Origin of the sequence: Nitrospira sp. SG-bin1, from assembly GCA_002083365.1 — a bacterium.
Lineage (GTDB): Bacteria > Nitrospirota > Nitrospiria > Nitrospirales > Nitrospiraceae > Nitrospira_D.
On sequence record LVWS01000043.1, the window covers coordinates 148,030 to 168,304 of the forward strand.

Sequence of the window (20,275 nt, forward strand, 5' to 3'; positions counted from 1 at the left end):
ACCTGTGTCATGAGGAGGTGTGTATGGCGACCACGGCTGAATTGTTAGCTCCGGTGCCGGTGACGGTGTTGACCGGCTTTTTGGGGGCAGGGAAGACGACCCTGCTCAACCGCATTCTGACGACCGAGCATGGCAAGCGAGTGGCGGTGATTGTGAACGAGTTCGGCGAGGTCGGCATCGACAATCAGCTGGTCATCGGGGCAGATGAAGAGATTTTCGAGATGAACAACGGCTGCATTTGCTGCACGGTACGGGGAGATTTGATCCGCATCATCGGGAATCTTCTCAAACGGAAGGACCGATTTGACTACATGGTGATCGAAACGACCGGACTGGCCGATCCGGCCCCGGTTGCGCAGACGTTCTTCGTCGATGATGAGATGAAGCGGCGGCTTCTGCTGGACGGCATCGTGACCGTCGTCGACTCCAAGCACATCTGGGCACATCTGGACAAGAGTCCCGAAGCGAAGGAGCAGATCGCCTTTGCCGATGTCATCTTATTGAACAAGATTGACCTCGTTCCGGCGGGGGCGGTCAATGTATTGGAAGCACGAGTGCGGGCGATCAACGTGATGGCGAAGATTCATCGGACCAAGGATGCGAGGATTGAGATCAATCGATTGCTGAATATCGGCGCGTTCGATCTGAGCCGCAAGCTCGAAATCGATCCCAACTTCTTAGGAGAAGAGGCGCACCAGCATGATCCCAGCGTGTTCTCCGTGGCCCTCGTCGAGGATGGATTGGTCGATGAGGGAAAGGTGAACGACTGGTTCCGCGAGGTGCTGAGCACCATGGGGACAAAGATCTATCGGATGAAGGGCATTTTGAATGTTGAAGATCGGGACCATCGGTTCGTTTTCCAGGGCGTGCATATGTTGTTCGACGGCAAAGCCGATCGCCCGTGGAAATCCGGTGAGGTTCGCAATAATCAGCTGGTATTCATCGGGAAAGATTTGGATCGTGCCGCGCTGACGAAGGGATTCCGATCATGCCTCGTCTAGCTAAACGCCAGGCGGTCGTCACGCTGAGCCCGATCGGTCGAGTGCTGCTCGGCGATTACGTTCATCGCGTATCCTTTTCTTCCGGTGGCACGAGACTCGCCGCTTGCGCCACGTCGGGCCAAGTGGCCATCTGGGAAGCTGCTTCTCTCAACCCTGTTAGCGAACTGAAGGGGCATCAGCGGTCCGCCATGACGTTGGACTGGCATCCAAAGCGGCAAGAGTTAGCGACGGGGGGGCAGGACGGTGTCGTCCGAATATGGAATGCCGACACCGGAGAGGAACGCGCGGTGCTCTCCGTTGGAGCGCAAGGTTCGTGGGTCGAGCATCTTGCCTGGTCGCCGGATGGTCAGTATCTGGCCGCGTCGGCGGGGAAAACGCTTCGCATCTGGAGGATCGACCCTGCGTCCATCCCTGAGCTTGCCGCTGAAGTGCCGGCGTATAAGACGACGATTTCCGCTTTGGCTTGGATGCCGCGTGGCGGTGGCGTCGTGGCCTCTGCCTATGGGGGAGCTTGGCTGTGGAAGATCGGGCAGGAGAAACCGGTGAGGCCCTTTCCCTATGACGGCGCCCTGTTGACTGTCGCGGTGAGTCCGAGTGGGCAATATCTGGCCTCGGGAAACCTCGACGGGTCAGTCCATTTGTTCCGCACGGACAGTGAGCAGAACTGGCACATGTCCGGCTATCCCGTGAAAGTCACGTCGGTACGATTCGACCATAACGGTCTCAACCTGTTCACCGCGTCCGGCCCGTCCTTGGTCTCATGGAATATGAAGAAATTCGAAGGCACCGGCGGTCGGCTCTTTAAAGGACATCTGGGATGGATTCAGGAAATTGCCTGCCATCCCAACCGATCGTTCGTTGCGACGGTCGGAGAAGACGGGCTGCTCTGTCTCTGGGAGCCGCAGACGACCAAACCTCTGTTGAGTCAGGAGGTGAACAAGACCGGTGGACTGTCGTGCGTGGCCTGGAGTTCCAATGATTCTTGGTTGGCGACCGGCGCCAGTGACGGCGTGGTGTCGCTCTTTTCCGTTCATGGCATTGAGGATCGGGCATGAACTTGTTCGGTGGAAAGCGGACGATTCCGGTGGATCAGGCCGATCGTATTAAAGCTTGGACTAGAGCGGTGTTTCATCTGAATGACGAGACGACGGTCATGGTCACGGAATTGGAATGTCGCGAACCAGGCTGTCCGCCGATCGAAACCGTGATCGCCGTACTTAAAGGATCGCGCGATACCCAACAGTACAAGATTCATAAGACAGCCACTGAAATCGGTCCATCCGATGTCGAGGAGTTGGCCGTCAAGGGGGAGGCACATCATGACCGGCATTGATCATGCCCGCCGCCGCAGCAAGGTGACACCGATTTACGTGATCGCCGGATTTCTGGGGAGCGGAAAAACCACTCTGCTCAAACGGGCACTGGCGCACGAACTGGACCGAGGCGTGAAGCCGGCCGTGCTCATGAATGAATTCGGAGAAGTCGACGTGGATGGGGCCTTGCTCCATGACCATCCTCGCTCGAACGACATCGAACTCCAGGCACTCCTCAGTGGCTGTATCTGTTGTGATCTGTCGGGAGAGTTCAGCGAAAAAGTCGGACACCTGGTGAAGGAGACGAAGGGGGCACCGCTGTTTATCGAGACGACCGGGTTGGCGGATACCGGCCAAGTGGTCATGGGGGTGGAGAAGGCGCTCACTCAGTCGAGCTCACAAATCAGAGGGGCGTTGGCCTCGGTGATCGTCATGGTCGATGGGCCACGGTTTTTGAAACTCGGGGCCTATTGGCCTGCGGCGGAAGATCATCTCAAGCAGGCGGATGTGGTGGTGTTGAACAAGCTGGATCAGATCAACGGCCGTCAGGCCGATCTCGTGGAACGGCGTATCAAGGCCGTGAATCCGACGGCCACAATCGTCCGGGCGGTGCATGCCGAGGTTGAACTGGGCCGAGTGCTCACGGGGATGGCGATGATGAAGACACCATCGATTGAACTGGGTACGGTCAAGGATTCAGCGATCGGGTATCGGAGTGGGAGTTTCAAGATTCTGAAATCGTTCGATCCCGTTCGTCTCGAAGCCTGGTTGAAGCGATTCGAGCGATCTGTGATCCGCATGAAGGGCTTTGTGAAAGTGCAGGGGCGAACTGGGTTTCAAGAGCTTCAATGGATTATGGGGTCGTTGGCACTGACTCCCTATACAGGAGTCAGACAATCACAGGCCAGACTCGTGGTCATTGGACGGCGGGTACCCTGGCAACGCTTTCTCGAGGGCTTGGAAACGTGCCTGGTGAGACCCACTCGCCGGGGGAAACCCCACACGGCACGATGGGGTGGTGCGACAAGGAGGACGTCATGATGCAAGGGAGTGAGACCATGAAACCGATGGCGAGCCAGGCGGCAACGCCTGCCGATGATCCGGCGGCGCGCCGGCAGGTTCAAGACGCCCATGGTCGCATGTATCGATGGCCGGCTGATTTTGCCGGATACCGGGCGATGCTTTCGCTGAACGATGAGGGGCGTGTCTACAGCGGCAGCGTCAGTCTGGTGCCGAGGAAGGAGACGACGGTGCGGTTGGATGCAGCCGATGCCGCCATTCAAGAGTGGGTGCGAGAACGGCTCTGGACCCAGGGCATGCACTTGGCGTTTTCCACGTTCGAAGAAGGCGACGGCAAGTATGTGCTGTCCTTCGATCCCCACGATGATCCCGCTGTGCCGCACCCACGAGGTCGTCGTGTGCTGCTGACCGGAGGACGGCTCGATTCCTGGTATCGGATCAAGGACGGGCAGTACACCCAGATCGGGCGGATCACGCCGATGACGGAGCGGCGAGTCAACACCATCGAGCGCTGTGATCATGCGCCGGATGGAAAACAATACTCCAGCCACTATGTGATGACCTATTTCTCGCTCGATGGGCAGTCCGTGATCGGAATGGAGAGCTACGTCAATGAATATAAGGACGTCAATGGCCTGTGGCTTCCCTGGCGTCGGCGCGTCTCATTCGGCGAACGAGGATTGGTGAAAACGCGGGTGATCGAACTGTCGGAGCACGAGGTATAACGATGCAGCTTTGTAACGGTGTTCATAAGGAGCAACATGGCCGTTGTGAGGAGCGGTGAGCTTGCCGAACGAGTCGACCTGGTGGTTTGTGTTGTGTCTAGGGCTGTTGGGAAGTCTGGGTGCTCTCTTGCCCGCCGCGGTCGTCTTGTTTATTCCGGACGGGTGGCGTCAACGCGTGATGCCCTATCTGCTGAGCTACGCCACGGGGACGATGTTGGCTACCGCGATCATCGGGCTGATTCCCGAGGCGTTGGAGCGAATTAATGTTTACGAAGTGGGAATATCCATTCTGGCGGGACTCGTCCTGTTCTTCGTGCTGGAGTGGACGGTGATCTGGAGACATTCGCACGAGGACCTGCCTGAAAGCGGACACGAGACCCACGGACATGGACAGGGCCATGCTCAGGGGATGGAGAAGAAGACGGGGATGTTGGTCTTGATCGGCGATGCGGTCCATAACATGGCCGACGGCATCGCGATCGGTGCGGCCTGTGTGGCGTCGCCGGGACTGGGGTTGGTCACGACGCTCGCCGTGTTGGGCCATGAAGTGCCGCAAGAGCTGAGTGATTTCACGATTCTCCTCTCAAGCGGGTTTTCTCGCTGGAAAGCGTTTTTCTGGAACACCCTATCGGGGATGGGGACGCTGGTCGGTGTCGTCGCCGCCTATGGAGGACTCGGTTATGCGGAGACGATCGTTCCCTATGCGCTCAGCGTGGCGGCCGCTTCTTTCCTGTATATCGGGTTGGCCGATCTCGTGCCTGGTTTGCATGGACGGATGGGGGCGGCCAAGGGGGTCTGGCAGTTCGCCATGATGATCGCGGGAATGGTGACCATCGCGACGTTGACCATGTTGCCGCATTAACGACGGAAGGCCGGAAGATGACAAGGCAAGCGCAGCTAGGAGAGAGAGCATCAACTTACAGGACGGGTTCCGTTTCGTGGAGAACCCCTGATCGCGAGTCCGTCATTCCTGCTGCGAGGCTTGCCGATAAACCGCTCACCGCTGATGAACTTCGCTACGGTCTGGTTGTGGTCTCGACGCTGCCTAATATTGAAAAGCATGCCTGTCTCGCGCAAATCGTCGATCTTGAGGAGCGTGGCCGCGAACGGTTGCCGGAATGGAAGATCGTTCATGTGTCCGCGGATCACGAGGACCATTGGCGGGAAGTGGACCGTTTTCATCCGAATGTTCAAGCCGCAGGCTACTCCCTCTGTTGCGCGGATCAGGCGAGTCGGGAGGCCTTTGGAGTCGGCGTGGAGGATCATCATCGTATCGCTCACGGACTATTCGCATTGCGGGACGGGGTTTTTCTAAAAGTTGAGATTCCGTCCGATCAAATGCGGCCGGCCTCAATAAGAGGATTTCTAGAACGGCTGATCGGCGAGATTGGGGCACCGTTGAGTCAAGCGTCCCACGCCAGCACCGGACACTAGGTACTAAGCGAGTTGCAGGAATCCATGATCATCACAGTGAGCGCCATGGGCGAAGTGCAAGTGGCCGGCGACAAGATAATCGACATGGTCACCGTGAGGCACAGTCAGATGACCGCAGTTCGTACCATGGCGATGCCCGGCCTCATGCCCATCGCAGCGATGGCTTGGCGTGCATGCCGCCGGGTTCTGTGTGGTGATGTCGAGCTGGTGTTCATCGACATGGTCGCCATGCGGATGGTGGAGATGTCCGTCATGTAGATAGTCGGTGTGGTCATCATGGGAGATGGCCGGATGCCCGCAGTTCGTGCCATGCCGATGATTGTGATGCACATGGATAGGGTGGTCACTCATCGAAGGACTCCTTTCGTGAACAGAGTTGGGTACGACCTGATAAAGTCTAGACCGATGGTGACGGATGGTCAACAAGAGGTACTCAGAGGCGGAGCCCTTCGTCCGTATTCTAGCTGGCGGCTGGGTGCTCGATCCAGGAGCTGTTCCTCCATCACTGGCCGGCCGTCATCACACCGCGACACAACCGGCTTCCTTCAACGCTCGGAAGTCGGTCAATTCACGCCCAACCGAGCCTTTCGTAATGACTCCGATTGGATACACATTGGCACGATCGGCTTTGCCGGACTTCATCCTGATCAGCTTGTCGTGGTGAGACGTAAGAAAAGCTCGGTTCGAGATCAAGGAAGAGAAGGGGGCCGTCAACCATGCCGATCTATGAATATGTGGCCGAGCACTGCTTGGAGTCACTGTACTGCCCGAAACGGTTCGCTTTTCGGCAATCGATGAGCGAGCCTCCGGTTGAGACGTGTCCGCGATGTGGAACTGGGCTGTCGAGAATTTTGTCGTCTTTCTCGGCGGGCGTGGATTTGGCTGCACATATGGCCGGTCTGTCGGACCTGCCTGCGGATTCGTTGGCGCCTCTTGCAACGTTGAAGAACATGTTCGGCGGTGGACTCGGTGATCTCGGTTGCGGCCATCGGCATCCCGATGGCCCATCGGTCACGAAGTCCTGTGGGCATTGCTGCAAAGGCACAAGAGCTTCTGGTAGAGGGAACAGGTAGAGATCAGGAGACGGGCTTCGGAGTGATTGCGGTGGCCAACTCATGCAACAGCTGTTCGGTCTCGCCCCAGCCCAAGCAGGCATCAGTGATGGAAACGCCATGCTGAAGAGCCACGCCTTCCCTCCACGCCTGTTTCCCGGGATGCAGGTTGCTTTCGAGCATGAAGCCCATGATGGTCTGGCGACCTTCACGAAACTGCCGCAGCACTTCATGGGCGACGAAACCTTGGCGGGTGTGATCTTTCTTGGAATTGTCATGCGAACAGTCGATCATGATCGGGCGGGCGATGCCTTCTCCGGCGACCGCAGCCTCAGCTTTGGCAACATCCTGTGCTTCGTAGTTCGTTCGTCCGCCTCCGCCGCGAAGCACGATATGGCGGTCGGGATTGCCCATGGTTTTGATGATGGCAGTCTGGCCGTCGGCATTGATGCCAACGAAGTGGTGTGGGGTGCGGGCGGAAGTCATGGCATTGACGGCGACATGGAGGCTGCCTTCAGTGCCGTTCTTAAAACCAACCGGCATGGACACGCCACTGGCCATTTCTCGATGCGTTTGGCTTTCGGTTGTACGGGCACCGATCGCCGCCCAGCTGATGAGGTCGGCGATGTACTGTGGACTGATGGGGTCCAGCAGTTCCGTTCCGCAAGGGAGGCCCAATTGATTGATCTTGAGGAGAATCGCTCTGGCCAACTCCATCCCCGTTGCGATATCGCAGGTCCCGTCGAGATGCGGGTCATTGATCAGGCCTTTCCATCCGACTGTGGTGCGTGGCTTTTCAAAATATGTCCGCATCACGATCAGGAAGCGATCGCGCAAAGCATCGGCCACGGGCTTCAGTTTGGCGGCATATTCATAGGCCGCTCCGGGATCATGGATGGAGCAAGGGCCGACGATTACCAGAAGACGGTCTCGGTCCTCTCCATGGAGGATTCGACGAATGGCTTCTCTGGTTTCAACAACGAGGGCAGCCGCTTGATCGGTAATCGGAAGTTTGGTCTTGATGGCGCGCGGGGAGGGCAGCGCCTTAATTTCGATAACATGTTGATTGTCGATGGGTCTACTCATGATATGGTCGCGTCCGTAAGTGTTCTCAACGGCCCTGGCCGAGGGGGTAGCACTGTAGCGAATCGCACCGTAAAAGTCCATACCGGTTGCTGATGGGACTGGATTGAGTCATCTGACGACCGGTTTCAGCGGTTCTTGCAATTCTGACCTATGGATGGCTATTCTACCGCCATGTTTTTGAGAAGGCTGAGATACCTCTGGCCGCTACTCCGCTCCGGAGCGGCGTTGGGGATGATCTGCATCATCCTGGGGCTTGCTCCGTTCGCCGCCGCTCAGGATGTTCACCACGAGTTGGCTGCCGCCGATTCGGATGGCCATGAACATTCGGAGACGGACATCTGTCAGTGGGTCCAGCACCATATTGCCGGTTCGGTCGATCTGGATCTTCCGCGATTCGCCGTGTGCGATGTTGTCCGGCAGCAGGAACCTCCACCAGAATCCGTACTCCTGTCGACAGCCCTCTTGCTCATCGGTCCTTCCCGCGCTCCGCCTCAAGTATAGCTGAGATATCACGTCACGTAACAGAATCGATGGATGGGCCGTGCGGACGACGTCTGCCAAGTCCATCCGTTTCAGCTTACTTATTGCGGGTTTGTGAGTGAGGAGGGACATGATGCATCCAGTCATGAGACGTGTGTTGAACAGGACCGTTGCGCTGATGGTTCTGGTTGCGGTAGGGGGGCTATTCTCGGTCGTGTATGCGCAGGACAACGAGTACATCCTGGCGATCAAGGGGGTTGTCCAAAACCAGGACCTTCGGCGGGTGCCGCAGGCGATCATCGAAGTGAAAAATCAGGAAGGTGAAATGGTATCGTCCGGGGTTTCGAACGTTGCCGGCGAATTCAAACTGACCGTGCCGGAGAAGGGTACCTACTCCGTCAGCGCAGTGCAGGAGACCTATCGGAGCGAATACGTGGTGTTGAGCTTAAGCGAGGAGCCACAGAAGCCGGTAACGCTCACCCTGTCGAAGACGAAGGAAGTGGCGCTTGAGGTGGTCTCCCCGTTGCCTCCCATCCCGACCAAAGCGTCCAGCGAGACCTATTCCCTCAGTCGGAGGGAAATCGAAGTCCTTCCTCGTGGAAACAACATCAATCTTGAAGATTTGCTGGTGACGATTCCGAGTGCCGTGTACGGGTCGTTAAAGCAAGTGCACATTCGTCAAGACCATGCCAATCTTCAGCTGCGTATCGACGGCGTCCCGATTCCGGACACGGTGTCGTCCACGTTTTCTGATGTGATTACCCCGCGGGCTTGGGAGCGGGCCGATATCGTGCTGGGCGGTATGGAAGCCAACGTGGGAAACAAAACGGCTGCGCTCATCGACATTACGACCAAGAGCGGGACGAAACCCGGATTTGGTTCGATCCAAATGTTCGGCGGCTCCAATAAAACGATCAACCCATCGGTCGAGTATGGTGGGACGATCGGTGAGAAGTTCCGCTACTATTTCTTGAACAGTCATACAGCCACGAATCGTGGCATCGAACCGCCTACTCTGGGTCATTCAATTTTTCATGGCCAGAGCGAGCGCAACCAAACGATGTTTCGTGGAGACTATCAGCATGACAACAACAATAACTTCACCTTGTTGTTCTTGAACTCCATCGCGAAGTATCAGATTCCCACGCTCCCTGGACAGGCTCTCAATCCCACCATTGTGGGTCTCTTACCGGGAGGGTTTACGCCCGTGCCATCGGAAATGGTAGATGAGAACCAGAAAGAGAACAATCAATATGGCCATTTGGTGTGGCGCCACGATATCAACACGCGTAACTTTTTCAGCCTCGCGGGATATTTCCGCCACACGCGGGCGACGTTCAGGACAGACCCATTCAATGTTTTGGCCTATGTGCCCGACGAAACGGAGCCTTTCTCAGCCGGCAGCCAAGATCGCACCGGCTATTCAGGCGGCGTGCGTCTGGATTACACGTACGTCCATAGTAAGGAACATTTGATCAAAGCCGGGTTTCAGATCGATCGGACTCAAGCCATCAATAAGACGAGACTGTTTACGTTTCTCGACGACGGAGCGGGAAATCCGACGGGAGGCGTGATCACTCCGAACGCCGATAATCGATTGATCGGCTGGCGACAGGAGTTCTGGATTCAAGATCAGTGGACTCCGAACGAACATTGGACGTTCAACATCGGTGTACGTGCCGATATAGTCCAGTACCTTCGTGACGAAGGACAGGTCAGTCCCCGAATCGGCGTGACCTACCGATACAATCCTTCCCATGCTTTCCACGCCTTCTACGGTCGCATGTTTACTCCTCCGAATCTGGAAGCGATTTCCTTCGCCAAGTTGAATACGGCCGGAACAAAAGCGGCTCCGGAAGATACGACCAACAACCAACCTCGGGCGGAACGGGCCCATTACTTTCAAATCGGCAGTGTCCATTCCTTGACGGATTGGGCAACTCTGCAGCTGACGGGCTATTATAAGTTAGCCAACTATCTTTCGGACGCCGGTCAGTTTGGGACAACGCCGTTGTTGAACTATTTTGCCTTTGAGAGAGGTTGGGCCCGAGGTGCCGATGCCGCGCTCAAGGTGTGGTTTATGGAAAATCTAACGGGACGTGGGAATATCGCATGGGGACAGTGTAAGGGGTATGGGCTGCAATCCGGCCACTTTTTATTGGAGGCGGCGGAAATCGGGGACATCAATTCACGGAGCGGGGTCCATTGTGATCACCAGCAGACGCTGACCGCGTCAGGAGTCCTGAGTTATCGGTTGTTCGAACGGACGACCATCACCGGACAGGTGCTGTTTGCATCAGGCTTGCGGACGGCAGAAGAAGGCGCCAAGACCAACTCGAGTCATAGCCCGACATACACGATCTATAATTTTTCGATCGCGCATGTGATTCCGTTACCCTGGCATGGCCAGAAATTCTTGTTGGGGTTCGATATCGTGAATGCGTTGGATCAAAAGTATTTCATCAATCAGGGGGAGGGCAGTATCGGCCTCGGTGTCTCGCATGCCGGCATGCCGCGCTCCTTCTTCTTCCGCGGGCAATGGTTCTTCTGATATATAAAGTGCCTCGATGAATATATTGGTTGAGACCTTACGGTTCATCGGCAGACAAAGTGTACAGGCCTGCGTCCTCGGCCTGCTGCTTAGCCCCGCCGCTGCGTTCGCGGCGGTGGGCGACGAGGCCACGCACGAAGGCGACCACCAGGAAGATGTCTTGGAGTTGCCGGAGGTGCATGTTCATGGACTGCCTCTGAATAAAGATCGGCAGTTGGGTCCCGTGGCCAAGTCCACCCCATGGCCCGGTATTCCCGCCTCGCTCAACGGTCAAGAGATCGACGATTGGATGAAAGCCCGCCTCTTGGTCTCCAAGCACGCGAAGGTGACCGTCGTGGTGCTTGAACCCTGTAAACATCGAGAGCTGACGGCAGCCGGAGTTCATGCACTGGGCAGGTGGACGTTCGATCCCCAGATGAATGGGGACGATCCGGTCGACGGCGAGCTGACAGTCCGCATCCATTTCCGAACACGGTGAAACTTCCAACACGATTCGGCGAGAGATCGGTTGATGCTTGACCGGTGACGGGGAACACTTTATCGTCGCACCCATGGGCGTGGATGAGACGCTGTTCCTGGCGATCAACGGCTTGGCTGGCCAGTCGGCGGCCGCCGATCATTTCTTCCTTCAAGTGGGAAATCGCAGCATGCTCTATGTGCCTGGAGCGTGCGCCATCGCGTTTTGGATTTGGAGTAATCGACGAGAGGCGTTGCTGGGAGGTCCGGTTTTAGGAGCGGCGGTCGGATTGTCCGATTTTTTCGGCGGACAGCTCAAATGGGTCTTTGAACGGGTTCGACCATGTCGAGCGCTTGTCGAAGCAGTCAAGATAGAGCCGAGCGGCTGCGGAGCGTTGTTCAGTTTTCCATCTAATCACGCCACCAATACCGCCGCGATCGCGGCATTCTTACAAGTCCTCTATCCTAGGACGGGCTGGATCAGCTGGCCCATCGTGGCGCTGGTCGGGTTTGCGCGGGTCTATGTCGGCGCGCATTATGTGACGGATGTACTGGGTGGGTGGGGGCTTGGAGGGGTATTGGGTGGAGGGGCTGCCTGGGCACTCCTGCGATGGCCTCGGTTCAGGAAAAAGTTGGTGTCGGTCGTAGGGCTGGTCAAGGAAGCGGAAGTGCAGTCCTAATACTCATGCCCCGGTTGGTGTTCCAAGGCGGCTAAGAGATCAGTTCGCAAACGTTCCACATCGTATCCCCGTCCAATGAGTACCAGCGCCGGCTCCGGTTCATCCAACAGAGTGAGCGGCGTGATCGTGGCCTGTTCCGGCAACGCATACTGGAATTCTTGCAGCTCCGGCTCTTTCGCAAATCTGAAATAGCCTTTTGCCCGCTCGAGTTCCTTGGGGAACGTCTTGATCCAAGCTAGGAATCGCTGCCGATTGAGTGGACCCCGCAGCGGGATCGTTGTGGCGAGGGGATGGTATGTCGCGCGCTGCGAGGAGCCTGATCGCGACTTGCCGAACAGCACATTCGTCGGTGCGGTTTGTTTCATCGATGGACGTGGCGCCAGAAGATCGGCGGCATCAAGCCGTGCATGTGACGTTTCCCAGAGACGGGCGTAGGGGTTTTGGTCGAGGATCCCGGCGCGGAACCGCTCCCAATGGCCTGGAACATAGAGGTCCCGCTTGTTCAAGATGAGTTCGTCGGCGCAGCGGATGGCTTGCGTCGTCACATAGGCGCTGGAGTGGCTTTCTTCTGTCGAGACCGGATGCAAGAGTGCGATGACTCGTTCGAGAGCAACCAACCGTGCCGTATAGGCGTCCGTCACCGCATCGATGACTTCAGCCGGATCGGCCAGGCCAGAACATTCCAGAATCACGATATCCGACCCATGATCGCGCACCAGCTGTGCGATTCCCCATGAGAGATCTTCTTTCGTGTCGCAACAGACACAACCGCCGGCCAGGTTCATGACCTGCTCGGCCAGCGTTCCAGCACGAGGACCATCGATGCTGACGGACCCCGCTTCATTCATCAGGACGCCGGAGCGCCGACCTTGTGTTTTCCAATGTTCCAGCAGCCGCATCAGCAGAGTGGTCTTTCCGGCGCCGAGCGAACCGCAGAGGATGTAGAAAGGAATCGGAGTTACGTTCATACTCTTCCTGGATCGGGCACAGGTCATTGTACCGGGATGAGCCGGGAAGATGAAGGGTGTCGGTCCTAAGGATAGCTGCAGAGTGTGCTCTGCGTGGCGGTGGATCACTGAGGCGAAGGAATGGCTGCGCCACTTCAGGTATCGGCAACAGGAGGATGATTAATTGTACGGAAACTCCTGCCTGCCGGATCGAGAAGGATTCGAGTCAGAGCCCCAATGGGGAGGCCGTTTCAGTGAGTACATCGTCCGCCACAGCTACCAGGCATTGAAGCCGAAAAGTTCATGTCGAGAGTGTTTGCGACAGCGGTCGGTTTTCGATGGTGGCCGGAAGGGCTCGAACAGTCTCATGCGATATCCAACCCAATGAAGTGGGTCTGACTGAGTCGCGGCGGAACGCTCTGGCAAGGAGAATGACGAAATCGACAGTCCGCACCCGAGGCGGTGCTGTATCAGACATTATGCAATTCCATCGGTCTATGATAAAAGAGACGAGGTTGTCGGTCGTGTCTCGTCGCATTGAGGGCCGATCGTAAACGACGGAGTATTGGAATAGACCTGCTGTCCAGGGATATCTCGCGTCCGCGGAATCGTGTCGATGCGAGCACGCATTGAGCCTTAAGGTCAGGGAGGATGCATGATCGTATGGTGGCTACTCGGAGGGATGGTGGCTATGGCGGTCGGGATCATATTGTACAAGGAGTGGAAGAGTCGCCGTTGGTTACCGTCACCGTCGCATTCTGTGATGACGAAAACGACGGACGGGACCATGCTCCAATTCCTCGTCAGACCCACGCGCAGGACCGGAAGAGATTCCAGACAGTAACTGGGAATTAAGACTGAGCTGATGAAGTGTGGAAGTTTCCGTCTGTTCTCTTTCCGTCAGGCCCCGTCAAAGGTCTACTCTTCGCTGAGTTCCTGACGTACGCTGTCCAGGCTTCTTGCCGTCTCGCACCTCTGGACCATCTCAGGGCTTCCCGAAAGGCCCCCAAGAAACAAGGATAGTATCGCGGTATCGCGCGATGTTCAGCTTGACCTTACCTTTCAATTATGTAACCATTGGCTACCATGATGAGGTGTGATGACATTACTGAGGGCACCTATCTTCGGCAGACTGCGGTTTGGTTCGGTAGCCCGGCGGGCCTACTCGCCGTGGTCCATCATGTCGGGACAAGGTGGACAGGCGAATGGTACTGCCAATTACGGTTCCTGAATCGGCCTGTGGGAACACAAACCAAAGCCGTTTCACCGTGGAGTGTGGACCTTCGAGAGGAAGATCTTGCCTGTTTCGAGTTGGTGGGGACCTGGATACCAGCGGACGCTCTGCAGATACCCGGTCAATCTACGGGGAAACCACTGAGAAAGCGGAGATCGTCGGCATGGAGGAAAAGCATACGGCATCTTGGCCAGCTCCGCTTGTTTTGACGGTTTCTAAGCGAATCAGTCGTGTGAGTGTCGTGTGAGTAAGGCTGACACCTTCCGTTCGCGGGGTGAGTCAATCGGTTTCGTGTAACCGGCTGGAGCAAACCCACCCGAAACCCGGTGTATAAGCCGCAAGGCTCTTCGCGGATTTAGCACCTCTCTGATGTAAGGATAAGGGTGGAACCAAGAAACGATGAGGCCGGTTGGCAGTCGGGATAGGCTACCAGCCGCCGGTTGCCGGCCCGAGTTGAGGAGTTCAGTTTCCGCATTCTCAAGCAGAAAATCCGTCATCCATGCAAACTAGCCGTTAGACATAACGTAATATTGGGTTTGGTCGGGAACTCACCGCGCAAACGGTCTTTGATCAAAATGCGGTGTAACGTTGGAGAAATACCGAGCCGGCCATCGAGTTGTGCGGATGGCAAGATCGCAAGATGGTCCGAGGCGAGCGGCAAAGTCTGCCACCGCTCGCCCGTGTATACTTGCGTGATCAATGTCTCGCGTTCACTGAGCAAAGCGGTCAAGATCTTTCCTCCGTCGCAATGTGGAGATCCGATAATGGAGGTTCCGTCGGGAGCGCATTTATTGCTAAAGGGAACCATCCATCCATTGATCGCACTGAGAATTCCGTGAACGCCGGGAATGAGCGACGCGAAGGCCGTGCAATCCCTTAAAAACTTGAAGTCAAACAGCCCAACGGTTCTCGCTTTCCATGTATCCATCGCCATTCCAATGCGAGTCCATTCGCCGCAGCTGTCCCGAAGTAGACTGCCGATACGTTCGATGTCTTCGAAAGAGGAGGGATACTTCAGCAATTCCACACTGACCTTGTAGGGCGGGAGAGAACATTGCGCGGGAAACGTGGCTCGCATGATATCCGTCATGAGATTCCAGCTGGTGTCCAAGAGATCCTTGGGAACGGCATCACCGGAAAAATGCGAAGGAAGTGTTTCGAAGCGCCCATTTTCTTCGCGTCTCATCACAATCTTTCGTGCAACGTGACCGATCCCACCGGGGATAAACCGCAACATGTCCCCCGCGGTGTGATTCCTGGAAATATGATTGTGCGCGAGTCGAAAGAGGAAGTCGTTTTTCCCGGAGAGGATTTCAGAACCCAAGGCGCGACTGGGTGACTGAAGATCCACCACTTGGTTCCAGATCCAAGCGGCTCGAGGATCACTGAGTAGAACGGCTTTGGCCCCTTCTCGAAAGCACGTTCCAAGTTTCCCAGGAGCGACCGCATCATCAGAATAATGAACGATGGTTCGATCCATCCGCGCACCCGGATTCCGATCCGTTCTTATTCTCGGTTTAACAATCGCGCTCATCATACTTCGCGCCATTCGCTATCAGCCCCGCATCGGAGGCAGTCTCCCGCTGGACGTCATGTGGAATAGTGGCTTCATGTCGTACGACCAGGAGAACAATGGCTTTACCAGTCGCGTAGGGCTGGAACGCAAAGACATGTCTCATTCATCGTATTCCTGTAACGATTCTCCATTGTGGATATCGAGGGGAACACTCGGAGTGTTGGAATTCCACCTCGATGCCATAGTGCGAACGGGCGTCTTCCATGAGAGTCTATGAAAATACGAAAGATCCTGATCCATTTTCATCGGCGTGAGATTCAGCACAGACCATGGGTAGATCGTAAGGAAAACAGTAGAAACAGTCGACTTTCAGGTGATGTTGGAGGCCGCTTCTTAGAGGAAATGAATTAAGCAACACATATGCCGAACTGTAGTGAAGAGCGATTGCTTTTATTCCAAACACTTACGCCGTTCTATACACATGGGAGATAGCAGGTATGAATGGTTCAGCCTCCAATAATGAAGGAACAATGAAGAAAACACGTTGATTAGGTATTTAATATTAATATTCTATCATTGCGTTTTCGCCGTCACGTATTGATGTGCGGAGGGTGGGCGGCCCTCCTCGCATCATGATGGGTTATGGGGGATAGGCGAAAACGAAGGTGCTCGGCTTCCGATCACCGGGGGCTGGTACCTAGACAGGCCTTACCGTATTGTTGATCTGTATCGGACCTTGGCCCGTCGGTCAGTAACAGTTCCTCGTGGGATCGTCTGGTGGGGAGTTTTCCGCGCAGTTGGGGCCCATGGGCCGTGGGACACGGACGTAGCCCGCAGTGGTATGGTTTTTCTTCAGGATCGCTACATGCAATTCATGACAGGATCCGGAACAGCCGGTTGTGGTGGGAAGCGGGTTGTTCAAGACCATGGATTTTCCTCCAATGGGAATAAAACGAGGATATGTGATGGTCGTGGCGCCGAACGTCAGGTGTCCGTAGTGTGACGACTGTTCAACCCGGGTCGTGAATGTCGGACGAGCATGTTCGGGCCTCAACAGGGTCGCCCAGGTGGGATCATCAGGGGCATACAGGAAAGCGTTGTTGCCGCGATGGCATTCGGTACATGGGACGGTATCCGGAGCAAATCCCTGGACGGGGTCGCGTAGTGAGGACAGCCGCACTTCCGCGGTGTCGGGTGTCCACCTCGTGCTCGATGCATGTGGGTCGTTCCCCCAAAAACAAGCATATCCCGTCGTAGCGCTTTGGCAGATGATTTGGAACGATCCGTCACTCCTGCCCAGCGCGATACAGGCGCCTTTTCCTTGAGGAGGGGCGTGTGACCAGATGCTCGCGAACGAGGTGTGATCAACCGGGGTTTGGTCGAGATCATTCGGCGTCAGGAGAATGGTCTTGAGATTGCCGTGGGCCTCCCATTCCAATGAGGAGGATTTCCAATCGGGCGGAATCGGGACGCCTTTCGCGCGACAGGAATCCACATACTTGCCTTCGGCAATGACGCTCACGCTCGCCGCGTAAGCAGGATCAGCGGATCGGGGCTCCGTCCCATTCTTTGGTGGTTCGACCAGGGAACAGCCCGCGAGAAGCAAACAAACTGCGGCAGTGACATGGGGTGTGAACACTCTCACAAGGATTCCAACTTTCCAGGTGGACCTCTCACAACAGCCTATTAAGGTTTCACGCAATAATAAGGACGCCTGATTATACACTGCACGGGAGGATGTCAAGGGCGGATCACTGGACTAGATATCTCAGAGGATCTGTTGATCCCGTGTACTTTCAGCAGTTTCAACTCTGGATGATCCATCCTAACCCAAGCAGTATTGTTTCAAGGCGTGACAAACTCCGCTGCCAAGCCATCGAGTTCTTCGGGTGCAGCAGAACGGCCTGTTCGTGGACATCATATTTATTGCCAACCGTTTCTCATCTCGGGAGGACGGCTCAGGACGAACATACTTTCGTTCGCCGCCGTTCATTTTTTTCGCGGAACGATGCGCGCACTTGCTCGTTCGAACCTTCCGACGTGCTGGATTTCCAACTCACCCTCTCTGTTCACTCCTAGCCTGGTACTCACCAGACCACTCTTAGGAATGAAAAGTGTGGAAGAGGATTGACAATTCTCCCTGCCTAGGATACTGCTCCGTTCAGAACGGAAGGGAGAATATTTTCCAGACAGATTTGAGGAAACACGTTGTTCACGTCGTGGTCAGTTTCCACAAGATGGGAAATGAAGGCGAGAGATTCGTGACGCAGGTCATTCTGAAAAGAAGCCACTGAAGAAGGTCGGAGTCACACGTCCAGGAAGAAGGAGAGGTTGATGAAAACATTGGTCTTAGCCAATCAGAAAGGCGGCGTGGGGAAAACGGCGATTGCTTGCCAGCTCGGGTACTTTCTCGTCGAACAGCTCAAGAAACGGGTCTTGATCATTGACTTGGATCATCAGGGGAACACGTCAAAAAACATCAGCACCTCAAAGCTGGCCACCATCTCGTCCGTCACGGCCAACCAACTGTTGACCGAGCCGGTTACCACCATTGAGGGTGGAACCTTTGTGGTGATTCCGTCACACGGTGATCTGCTCAAACTGGAGCGACGAGAAGAAGACCACAACCAGTTCGCGAACAATCTCAGGCTATTCCTCAACGAAATGGACGACCGATTTGATGTGGCCATAATTGACACCAATCCGAACCCTGATATCCGTGTGCTCGCCTCACTCGTGGTAGGCGATTTTGTGCTGTCTCCCATTCAATTGAACCAAGAGGCCGTCGACGGCATCGCCGCGTTGCGGGCGCAGGTCCTGAAGATACAAAGTACGCTGAATAAAGATCTCCGATTCATTGGGCTCCTCCCGAATCTTGTCGAGCCAACACCCTTTCAACGCGCGAATTTCGAACAACTCTGTACGGCGTTTGCCTCGTTGTTCATTCGACTGGAGGATGGGCGGATGGCCGCCATTCCCTCACGCACGGCCGTGGCGGAGGCGCAGGCGATGGGGGCACCGATCTGGACCTTGCAAAAAACCAGTTCACGCGAGGCGTGGCTGCATCTCAAACCGATCTTTCAGAAAGTGGCTCATACGATGGGGGTGATGGAATGAAAAAACCGATGATCGCAACGTTGGATCTCACGGCTCTAGATCGTACTGCACCGGCTCCGGCTCCCGATCCGATCGCGAAAGAGCGGACCGTGACGGCTGAAGTCTTGGGGCGTCCGCTTCAAATTCCGGTCAAGGACATTGATGAAGATCCGGCTCAGCCCCGCCAAGAATTCGACGCGGAGGGCATGGAGGAATTGGAGAGCAGCATCAGGCTGCACGGAGTCAAAACGCCCGTATCGATCCGTCCTCACCCAACCGAGCAAAAGCGATGGATCTTGAACTTTGGCGCGCGCCGGCTCAGGGCCTCCAAAGCCGTCGGGAAAAACACGATTCCCGCGTTTGTCGATCGATCGCATACCGACTACCAGCAAGTCATCGAGAATTTGCAGCGGGAAGATCTGAAGCCACGCGAGCTGGCGATGTTCATCAAGCGGAAGATGGACGAGGGGGAAAAACAGGCTCAAATTGCCGAACTTCTTGGAGTGAATCGGTCGATGGTGACCAATCATCTCGCGCTCATCGATCCACCGGCTTGCATCGAGGAAATTTACACGTCAGGGAAATGTCTCTCAGCGAAGACGCTCTACGATTTGCGGAATCTGCATAGGGAGTTTCCCAAGGAGGTCGAACGGTGGTGTGCCGCCGACCAGGAGATCACGCGTGCGACCGTGTCGGCGTTATCCGCCAAGCTCAGAGGCCCACAAAAACAGAAAGTTCCCCTGTCGAAAAATGAGCAGGGAAATGAGAAGCAGATGCCAAGTTCAGCGACAACGATGCCGTCGTTAATCGTTATCTTTCAGGATCGATCAGGGACGGTGGACCTGCAGCATGCCCCGCAGCAACCGAATCACCTGATCGTCAACTTTGCGGATGGCAAGCAAGAAGAAGTACCGGCTCGTCAATGTCAGATTGAGCAGATCATTTTCCAGTAGTTCCCCGTCATTCGTCCCTCTCTCCAATCAGAGACGGAGAGGGGGACGACCGGGAACCGCTCATTACATCAAGCCGCCACATCAGCTCCTGGTTTCTGGAATTTCCCATAGCCAATTTTAGCTATCACGCTGATCTCGCCATCGAGTCGCATGAGTTTGGCTGGGGGCGAGGTTGTTGGACATGTCCAACAACCTCCGTGCTGCCTCGTATCACTCGTCACGGACTAACTAGACTTGGGGCACGTCGACGACCCTGCTCGCTCTCCCGGTAAAACCTGTGTCTGCCCTGCGACTGTGGATCGGCTGCTAATCTGATGTTGTCTGTTTGAAGAGATGACATCTTGTTGGACATGTCCAACAAATACTCGGTCCCTTCGGACCATGATTGCGTCCTCACTGACTTAACCATGGCTGGGTATAGCAGGATAGGTTAGGTGAATTAGACTGCCATGAGCCTTAATGCGTTGAGATCCTGGCAGTCATTTTCAAGGTACCTATGTGGATGAATGGTACGATGAGATGTCGTACGGGGATTGATCTTCATGCTACCAACTGAATAGTGATTGTCATAGATGACACCGACCTTGTGGCTGGGTACCGTATGTACTGCTATCCTGCTCCCCTTGCAATGGAGACCACCTTCACGACAGGGTCCTGAGTGGACCGAGGAGGTGGCGAGATGGCAGAAGAACCCACTGAACCCATTGAGCGGTGGACGGCGAAGCGCCGTG

General features: G+C 55.7%; 20 protein-coding genes. 14 read left to right on the forward strand and 6 right to left on the reverse strand.

Features of this window, described 5'->3' with window-relative positions:
* Window positions 1–23 precede the first annotated feature (23 nt).
* The 8 genes from A4E19_09115 (at window position 24) to A4E19_09150 (ending at window position 5,751) form a co-directional block, all read left to right on the forward strand.
* Complete coding sequence (locus A4E19_09115) at window positions 24–1,001, forward strand: cobalamin biosynthesis protein CobW (GenBank protein ID OQW30894.1); 978 nt, start codon at window positions 24–26, stop codon at window positions 999–1,001.
* Entirely contained in the window at window positions 989–2,056 is a 1,068-nt protein-coding gene (locus tag A4E19_09120) for a hypothetical protein (GenBank protein OQW30895.1), read from the forward strand. Before A4E19_09115 ends, A4E19_09120 begins: the two co-directional genes overlap by 13 nt.
* The gene (locus tag A4E19_09125; protein OQW30896.1) at window positions 2,053–2,334 is read left to right on the forward strand and encodes a hypothetical protein; all 282 of its coding nucleotides are present in this window, start codon (window positions 2,053–2,055) and stop codon (window positions 2,332–2,334) included. Before A4E19_09120 ends, A4E19_09125 begins: the two co-directional genes overlap by 4 nt.
* Window positions 2,321–3,355 carry a hypothetical protein gene (locus tag A4E19_09130; GenBank protein ID OQW30897.1) on the forward strand — a complete coding sequence of 345 codons (1,035 nt, stop codon included), beginning with the start codon at window positions 2,321–2,323 and terminating at the stop codon, window positions 3,353–3,355. Before A4E19_09125 ends, A4E19_09130 begins: the two co-directional genes overlap by 14 nt.
* Window positions 3,352–4,059 (forward strand): hypothetical protein, encoded by a 708-nt coding sequence (locus A4E19_09135; protein ID OQW30898.1) that lies wholly within the window; start codon window positions 3,352–3,354, stop codon window positions 4,057–4,059. Before A4E19_09130 ends, A4E19_09135 begins: the two co-directional genes overlap by 4 nt.
* A gap of 55 nt (window positions 4,060–4,114) precedes the next feature.
* Window positions 4,115–4,921, forward strand: coding sequence for a hypothetical protein (locus A4E19_09140; GenBank protein ID OQW30899.1), 807 nt, complete (start codon window positions 4,115–4,117; stop codon window positions 4,919–4,921).
* 167 nt (window positions 4,922–5,088) lie between these two features.
* A complete protein-coding gene (locus A4E19_09145) occupies window positions 5,089–5,493 on the forward strand; it encodes a hypothetical protein (protein ID OQW30900.1) in 405 nt (134 codons plus the stop codon).
* A 24-nt stretch (window positions 5,494–5,517) separates the two neighbouring features.
* Window positions 5,518–5,751: a hypothetical protein gene (locus tag A4E19_09150; GenBank protein ID OQW30901.1), complete on the forward strand. Its 234-nt coding sequence runs from the start codon at window positions 5,518–5,520 to the stop codon at window positions 5,749–5,751.
* A 261-nt stretch (window positions 5,752–6,012) separates the two neighbouring features.
* Here A4E19_09150 and A4E19_09155 read toward each other — a convergent pair whose 3' ends face one another.
* The 3 genes from A4E19_09155 to A4E19_09165 all read right to left on the reverse strand — a co-directional run bounded on the left by A4E19_09155 (window position 6,013) and on the right by A4E19_09165 (window position 8,243).
* Entirely contained in the window at window positions 6,013–6,501 is a 489-nt protein-coding gene (locus tag A4E19_09155; protein ID OQW30902.1) for a hypothetical protein, read from the reverse strand.
* A gap of 68 nt (window positions 6,502–6,569) precedes the next feature.
* Window positions 6,570–7,631, reverse strand: a complete 1,062-nt coding sequence (locus A4E19_09160) for a phospho-2-dehydro-3-deoxyheptonate aldolase (protein ID OQW30903.1) — start codon at window positions 7,629–7,631, stop codon at window positions 6,570–6,572.
* Between the two features lie 204 nt (window positions 7,632–7,835).
* The gene (locus A4E19_09165) at window positions 7,836–8,243 is read right to left on the reverse strand and encodes a hypothetical protein (GenBank protein ID OQW30904.1); all 408 of its coding nucleotides are present in this window, start codon (window positions 8,241–8,243) and stop codon (window positions 7,836–7,838) included.
* Between the two features lies 1 nt (window position 8,244).
* On the opposite strand from A4E19_09165, the gene A4E19_09170 reads away from it, so the two are divergent.
* The 3 genes from A4E19_09170 to A4E19_09180 all read left to right on the forward strand — a co-directional run bounded on the left by A4E19_09170 (window position 8,245) and on the right by A4E19_09180 (window position 11,798).
* Window positions 8,245–10,662, forward strand: a complete 2,418-nt coding sequence (locus tag A4E19_09170; GenBank protein ID OQW30905.1) for a hypothetical protein — start codon at window positions 8,245–8,247, stop codon at window positions 10,660–10,662.
* Window positions 10,663–10,678: 16 nt separating this feature from the next.
* Entirely contained in the window at window positions 10,679–11,140 is a 462-nt protein-coding gene (locus A4E19_09175) for a hypothetical protein (protein OQW30906.1), read from the forward strand.
* A gap of 73 nt (window positions 11,141–11,213) precedes the next feature.
* A complete protein-coding gene (locus A4E19_09180; GenBank protein OQW30907.1) occupies window positions 11,214–11,798 on the forward strand; it encodes a hypothetical protein in 585 nt (194 codons plus the stop codon).
* Here A4E19_09180 and A4E19_09185 read toward each other — a convergent pair.
* Window positions 11,795–12,766, reverse strand: coding sequence for a hypothetical protein (locus A4E19_09185; GenBank protein ID OQW30908.1), 972 nt, complete (start codon window positions 12,764–12,766; stop codon window positions 11,795–11,797). The genes A4E19_09180 and A4E19_09185 overlap by 4 nt on opposite strands.
* A gap of 634 nt (window positions 12,767–13,400) precedes the next feature.
* Between A4E19_09185 and A4E19_09190 the strand changes: the two genes are divergently transcribed.
* Window positions 13,401–13,589, forward strand: coding sequence for a hypothetical protein (locus A4E19_09190; GenBank protein ID OQW30909.1), 189 nt, complete (start codon window positions 13,401–13,403; stop codon window positions 13,587–13,589).
* An 883-nt stretch (window positions 13,590–14,472) separates the two neighbouring features.
* On the opposite strand, the gene A4E19_09195 is transcribed toward A4E19_09190, so the two are convergent.
* Window positions 14,473–15,459, reverse strand: a complete 987-nt coding sequence (locus tag A4E19_09195) for a hypothetical protein (GenBank protein ID OQW30910.1) — start codon at window positions 15,457–15,459, stop codon at window positions 14,473–14,475.
* Between the two features lie 784 nt (window positions 15,460–16,243).
* Window positions 16,244–17,017: a hypothetical protein gene (locus A4E19_09200; protein OQW30911.1), complete on the reverse strand. Its 774-nt coding sequence runs from the start codon at window positions 17,015–17,017 to the stop codon at window positions 16,244–16,246.
* 812 nt (window positions 17,018–17,829) lie between these two features.
* Here A4E19_09200 and A4E19_09205 point away from each other — a divergent pair.
* Together A4E19_09205 and A4E19_09210 are read left to right on the forward strand one after the other, a co-directional pair.
* Window positions 17,830–18,612, forward strand: a complete 783-nt coding sequence (locus A4E19_09205) for a hypothetical protein (GenBank protein OQW30912.1) — start codon at window positions 17,830–17,832, stop codon at window positions 18,610–18,612.
* An 8-nt stretch (window positions 18,613–18,620) separates the two neighbouring features.
* On the forward strand, window positions 18,621–19,544 hold the full coding sequence (locus A4E19_09210; protein ID OQW30913.1) for a hypothetical protein: 924 nt from the start codon (window positions 18,621–18,623) through the stop codon (window positions 19,542–19,544).
* Window positions 19,545–20,275: the final 731 nt, after the last annotated feature.